Raw genomic sequence first — 4,202 nt, forward strand, 5'->3', positions numbered from 1 at the left:
GCCCGGGGCGCGGGCCCGCGGCCGGGCCGGCGGGACGAGCGCCGCCGTCGGTCAGTGCAGGCGGACCCGCTCGCGGTCGAACTCGCCGTCCCGCGCCCCGGCCAGGAAGGCGTCCCATTCGCCGGCGGTGAAGGCGAGGACGGGCCCGGTCGGGTTCTTCGAGTCACGTACCGCGATGCCAGCGCCCAGGGGGGCGACCTCTACACACATGCCGCCGGCTCCGTTGCTGTAGCTGCTCCGACGCCAGGCCAGCTCGGCGGGATCGCGCGGATCGGGCTTCGCAAATCTGGTCATTTTAATTCCTTCGCCACGGAAAGTATCATCTGAACGGACTCCTCTGGTCGAAGTGCGGCGGCCAGGAGATGGTCCATCTTCAACTTATAGCGCCGGACTTCGGCGACACGCTCTATATACAGGCTGCCGGCAGCTTCTTCTATATAGACCACTTCGTGGTCTTCGGAGTCCGGGAAGCCGAGTACGGAGAAGGCGCTGCCGAGTCCGGCATGAGCGCCCACGCTGAACGGAATCACCTGAATGGTGACGTTCGGGAGTTCGGATCTCTTGGCGATGAGTTCGAGCTGGTCGCGCATCACCGCCCGGCCGCCTATCTCGCGGCGCAGTACCGCTTCGTCGAGGATCGCCCACAGTCGGGGATGATCGGGCGCGGTGAGGCGGCGCTGACGGTCCAGGCGCAGGGCGATCTTTCGCTCCACCTCGTCCTCGCTGACCTCCGGGTCGTCGGCGCGGATGACGTGACGTGCGTAGTCGCTGGTCTGCAGTAGTCCGTGGACCAGCTGCGACTCGTAGACCTGGATCGACGCGGCGTCGCCCTCGAGGCCGATGTAGATCTCGAACCAGGTCGGGACGACGTCGTGGTACGAGTGCCACCAGCCGTGTCGGCGCGACTCGCGGGCGAGCGCCATCAGCGCATCACGTTGCTCACCTTCAGTGACTGCATACAGATCGAGCAGGTCGGACACGTCGCGAGTCCGCACCGGCACCCGCCCGTTCTCCATCCGGCTGACCTTGGAGACGGAGCAGCGCAGCAGCTGGCAGACGTCCTCCACCGAGACTCCGGCGGTCTCGCGCAGTCGCCGGAGCTCGGCGCCCAACCGCCGCCGCCGCACCGTCGGGCCGCCGCTAGTCGCCATCGTTCGTCCTTCGGTCGGTTCGGAGTGATGGATGCATCCTGCCACTGGATCGCCACCCCATATCCGCAGTGAACCGCTCTGGGTAGCGAGACTCTTACAGAAGCTGTTGCAGGTGAGGCCGTCGGGGGCAACAGAGCGCGTCAAGGTCTACCTTGAGTGGCGAACCAGTGTCTATGAGTGAGAGTTTGGGGTGCGGGCTGTCTACGAGGAGTAGTCGATGGCGAAGATGCGGAGTCTCCGGCGGAGTCCGGACAACCGTCGTGTATCGGCGCCTACCGCTCGCCCCGACGCACCGCCCCGCGTGCCCGGACGACCGTCCGCCAGCAGCCACCGGCCCGCGCGTCCGCCCACCCCCGGCTGGCGCCGTGGGCATCCGTCCGACTTGTTCACCTGGCGAGGCCTGCGGTGCTGCCGGTCGGTCCCGCTGTGGGGGATCGGTGTCCGGATCGCCACCGCAGAGAGCCCGGATGCACGTCTGGCTGGTTGCTCCAGGGGACCTCGAACAGTCTGATTCCAAAACCGCCGAAAGGCATGACAACAATGACTGAAAGGCGTGACAATGACGACTCGCCGATATCAGGTCTATGACGGTGACGGTGAACTGGTCGGCACTTTCCTGGAATGGGAGGCCGCGCACTCCTGGGCGCATCTTCGCGCCGTGGAGCCCGGAACCCTGCTACCCGTGCAGATCGAGGACCGCGCCGATCGGAGAACCTGGACGATAGAGGGGGACCGCTGCCGCCTGACGGTGTGGCGTCGCCGGGTCGAGTACGGATACTGCGGCCGCGTGGAGGCACAGGCGGTCGCGGCGGCGCGGCGGCCGGCTCACAACTCCCGGCCGGACTCCGGAATCCTCACCGGTGCCCGTTCCTCGCCCCGGCCGTCCTGAATCGGCAGCGGCGGCTGGTGCACCCCGGTGCGCAGCGCCTCGAAGATGGCGATGCCCTGGCCGACGAGACCGCTGGCGATCTCCCCGACGCCGTCCGCACCGTTGAGTACCGTGACGTTCGCGCCGGCCAGCCCGGACGCCGCCTGCCGGACGATCTCCGGTAGCTGGTCGATGAGCAGCCGGTCGAGCGCGACCCTGTCGTGCGACGCGGCGGCCTCCGCCTGGATGCGCATCTTCTCGGCGTCGGCCAGCGCCAGGATGCGGATCTGCTCCGCCTGTGCCTCCGCTGGCCTGACCACCTCGGTGATCAGCTGCTGCTGACGAAGCTCGGCCTCCCGCTCGGCCAGTTCCGTGCGGGCGGTAATCACCGCGTGCTGCGCCTGCGCCTGCGCGAGCGGTCCGGCCTGCTCGGCCTCCGCCTGCGCGCGTTCGATTTCGGCCCGGTACTGGGCCTGCACGACGGCGGTCTCGCGGGCGTACTCGGCCTGGGCCCGCTGCGAGCGCTGCTGGGCCTCGGCGGCGGCCTGGTTCGCCTGCGCCTGAGCGATCTGTGCCCGCTGCTGGATCGCCGCGTTGTGCGGGGCGGCGATCGCCGCGATGTAGCCGAGTTTCCCGTCGTCGATCGACTGGATCTGCAACGCGTCGATGGTCAGCCCGATCCGGGCCATCTCTTCCTTCGAGCCGTCGAGCACCTCGGTGGCCAGTTTCTGCCGGTCCTGGATGATCTCCTCGACCGTCATCGAGCCGATGATCGAACGCAGGTGGCCAGAGAAGATGCGTCCGGTGAGAACGGCCATCTGGCCCTGGTCCGAGAGGAAGCGCTGGCCCGCGTTGACGATGCTCACCTGGTCGTTGCCGACCTTGAACGCGATGACGGCCCGGACATGCAGGGCGATGCCCTGGAAGGTCACGCAGGTCTCCTCGACCTCGGCCTCGCGCATCGCCAGGGTCAGGAACCGGGTCCTGCGGAAGAAGGGCAGGATGAAGGCGCCATGACCGGTGACCACCCGGAATGGTTGCCCGCCGCGGTTCTTGCCGCCCGAGACCAGCATGGCCTCGTCGGGAGCGGGAACTCGGTAACCAAACACGCCGCGCACCTTTCGTCAGAAATCGCCGCCGAAGATGGCGGTAGGGCTCAGCCACGGCACGACCTCGACGGTCCGAGGCCCGCGTGAGCCAATGACCAGGACGGACGCGCCCCGTGGAAGCGGAGTCTCGGACCAGGCCAGGAAGGTCTCGATCCCGCCTCGGACGCGCACGGCCACCTCACCCGGCCCGCCCTCGCCCCGGGTGGCGACCACCAGGTCCCCGACGAGGCCCACGACGGACGGATCGCCCACGATGTGGACCTCCTGTCGCGGGTGCGGGCGTGGAAGGCCGGGCCGAGCGTCTCCCGTCAGGCGAGATGAGGCTACAAGTCGACGCGCGCGGGCACAGCGGCTTCGAGCTGTCCGGTTTCGGACCGCACCGCCCGGCCCGGCCCGGCTCGGCATCTCCGTCGGTACTTGTTTCCGCCGCGGGTGGTGACTGATCCTTGGCGGATGACCGCGCGCATTCGGTCGGACGAGACCCCGTCCGACCATGTCGGCTCCGTCCAGAGCACCGAGGCCCAGGTTCCCCTCCCGCAGGTTCCCGGCGATGGGGAGACGGATTTCGCCAGCTGGCCGGGAGCGCCGGCGCCCATCGACCTGACCGCCGCGCTCGGCCGCTTCGAGGAGCTGTGGAGCCCGCGAATAGCCGCCCAGGTGAACGACTACGACGTCCGTATCGCGAAGGTCCGCGGCGAGCACGTCTGGCACAGCCACGCCAACACCGACGAGTTCTTCCTCGTTCTCGCCGGCGCGCTGCACATCGCGCTGCGCGACGGGCCCGGCGGCCGGGAACGCGTCGTCGTGCTGGACCAGGGCCAGATCTTCGTCGTGCCGCGCGGCGTCGAGCACCGTCCCGCGTCACCTGCGGGTGCGTCGCTCCTGCTCTTCGAGCCGACGGGAACGCTGACCGTCGGTGACCGGCACGATGCGGTACCCGATCATGTGGATGTCACGACGGGACACTCCCTGCGCTGACCGGGTGGGACTGCGCTGACCGGGTGGGACTGGGCTGGCCGGGTGGGACTGGGCTGGCCGGGTGGGACTGGGCTGGCCGGGTGGGACTGGGCTGGC

Annotated in this window: 5 protein-coding genes; 1 reads left to right on the plus strand and 4 read right to left on the minus strand. The window is 68.9% G+C overall.

Annotated features, from left to right (window positions below):
- Positions 1-51: 51 nt before the first annotated feature.
- The 4 genes from MXD58_RS21630 to MXD58_RS21645 form a co-directional block, all read right to left on the minus strand.
- On the minus strand, positions 52-294 hold the full coding sequence (locus MXD58_RS21630) for a DUF397 domain-containing protein (protein WP_248837464.1): 243 nt from the start codon (positions 292-294) through the stop codon (positions 52-54).
- The gene (locus MXD58_RS21635) at positions 291-1,151 is read right to left on the minus strand and encodes a helix-turn-helix domain-containing protein (RefSeq protein WP_248837628.1); all 861 of its coding nucleotides are present in this window, start codon (positions 1,149-1,151) and stop codon (positions 291-293) included. Before MXD58_RS21635 ends, MXD58_RS21630 begins: the two co-directional genes overlap by 4 nt.
- 825 nt (positions 1,152-1,976) lie before the next feature.
- On the minus strand, positions 1,977-3,128 hold the full coding sequence (locus MXD58_RS21640) for an SPFH domain-containing protein (RefSeq protein ID WP_248837465.1): 1,152 nt from the start codon (positions 3,126-3,128) through the stop codon (positions 1,977-1,979).
- Between the two features lie 15 nt (positions 3,129-3,143).
- A complete protein-coding gene (locus MXD58_RS21645; RefSeq protein WP_248837466.1) occupies positions 3,144-3,380 on the minus strand; it encodes an NfeD C-terminal domain-containing protein in 237 nt (78 codons plus the stop codon).
- A 201-nt stretch (positions 3,381-3,581) separates the two neighbouring features.
- On the opposite strand from MXD58_RS21645, the gene MXD58_RS21650 reads away from it, so the two are divergent.
- Positions 3,582-4,106, plus strand: coding sequence for a cupin domain-containing protein (locus tag MXD58_RS21650; protein ID WP_248837467.1), 525 nt, complete (start codon positions 3,582-3,584; stop codon positions 4,104-4,106).
- Positions 4,107-4,202: the final 96 nt, after the last annotated feature.

The organism is Frankia sp. AgKG'84/4, assembly GCF_023242965.2.
Lineage (GTDB): Bacteria > Actinomycetota > Actinomycetes > Frankiales > Frankiaceae > Frankia.